A 1502-nucleotide genomic window follows, 5' to 3' on the forward strand; every position below is an offset into this window, starting at 1 on the left:
GCCTGAACGCGATCTCGGTCAAAGGCTTCGGCGAAGCCGAATACTGGTTTGCGGCCATCAAGGTGGTCACGGTGATCGTCTTCATCGCGCTCGGCCTGGCGATGGTGCTGGGCATCCTGCAGGGCGGCGCGCCCGAAGGCATCTGGGGCAATCTCGCCAACTGGACCGTGGGCGACGCGCCTTTCGCGGGCGGTTTCGCGGCGCTGATCGGCGTGGCGATGATCGTCGGCTTCTCGTTCCAGGGCACCGAGTTGATCGGCATCGCCGCCGGCGAATCCGAAGACCCGGCGCGCAATGTGCCGCGCGCGGTGCGCAAGGTGTTCTGGCGCATTCTGCTGTTCTATGTGTTCGCCATCCTGATCATCAGCCTGCTGCTGCCCTACAACGACCCGCAGCTGCTGCGCAACGATGTCAGCGACATCAGCGTCAGCCCGTTCACTCTGGTGTTCGAGCGCGCCGGCCTGCTGTCGGCCGCGGCGGTGATGAATGCCGTGGTGCTGACTTCGGTGCTGTCGGCCGGCAACTCGGGCATGTATGCCTCGACGCGCATGCTCTACACGCTGGCCTGCCAGCGCATGGCGCCGCGCATCTTCGCGCACGTCAACCGCAACGGCGTGCCGATGCTGGCGCTGCTCGCGACCACGGCCGTGGCCGCGCTGTGCTTCCTGACCAATATCTTCAGCCCGCAGGCGGTCTACATCTGGCTGCTGAACCTGTCGGGAATGACCGGCTTCATCGCCTGGCTGGGCATCGCGATCAGCCATTACCGTTTTCGCAAGGGCTATGAAGCCCAGGGCCTGAGCCTGGCCGCGCTGCCCTACCGCGCGGCCGCATTTCCGTTCGGCCCGATCTTCGCGTTCGTGCTGTGCCTGATCATCACGCTGGGCCAGAACTACCAGGCGTTCATCCAGGACCGCATCGACTGGGGCGGCGTGGTCGCGACCTATATCGGCCTGCCGCTGTTCCTGCTGATCTGGCTGGGCTACCGGCTGGTCATGGGCTCGCGCATCGTTCCCTATAGCGAAATGAAGGTCAAGGCGGAACCGTACTGAGGTCACGGCGGCAGCCGCAGAAACCGATAGGCGTTCTTCCAGAAGAACTGCTCACGAAAGCCCGCATATGCGGGCTTTTCCATCAGTGTGAGCCAGAGATCGAGATACCGGCGCGTGCGCGTGACCACTTCGGGCATGTGCCAGTCCGAGCCATAGGCCATCTTGTCGAGCAGCTCGAACGGCCGGCCCGCCGCGCGCGCCGCCTGGCGCGCGCGCTGCAGGTTGGCGGCGAAGCGTTCGAGGCCGTCGTCTTCGAGCAGTCCGGTCAGGTAGCCGACTTCGCAATGGACGCGCGGATAGGTGGTGCAGAGTTCGCTCACGATGCGCGCGAAATTGTCGGCGTGCTGCCATTCTTCGTCCGAGCGCGCGAACCAGCCCGCGGAATGCAGCGGCCCGTTCTCCAGCCGTCCGCCGCCCGCATGGCCCAGGCACAGGCGCAGGTCCTGCCAG

Annotated in this window: 2 protein-coding genes; one reads left to right on the forward strand and one right to left on the reverse strand. The window is 65.5% G+C overall.

The window, feature by feature from the left end; genetic code table 11:
• Positions 1–1052: amino acid permease (locus D3H34_RS32535; protein ID WP_119558850.1), on the forward strand; the 1052-nt coding region annotated here is incomplete at its 5' end.
• Positions 1053–1054: 2 nt separating this feature from the next.
• On the opposite strand, the gene D3H34_RS32540 is transcribed toward D3H34_RS32535, so the two are convergent.
• Positions 1055–1502 (reverse strand): amidohydrolase family protein (locus D3H34_RS32540; RefSeq protein ID WP_147400589.1); only part of this gene is annotated, 448 nt, incomplete at its 5' end.

This window comes from Acidovorax cavernicola (assembly GCF_003581445.1).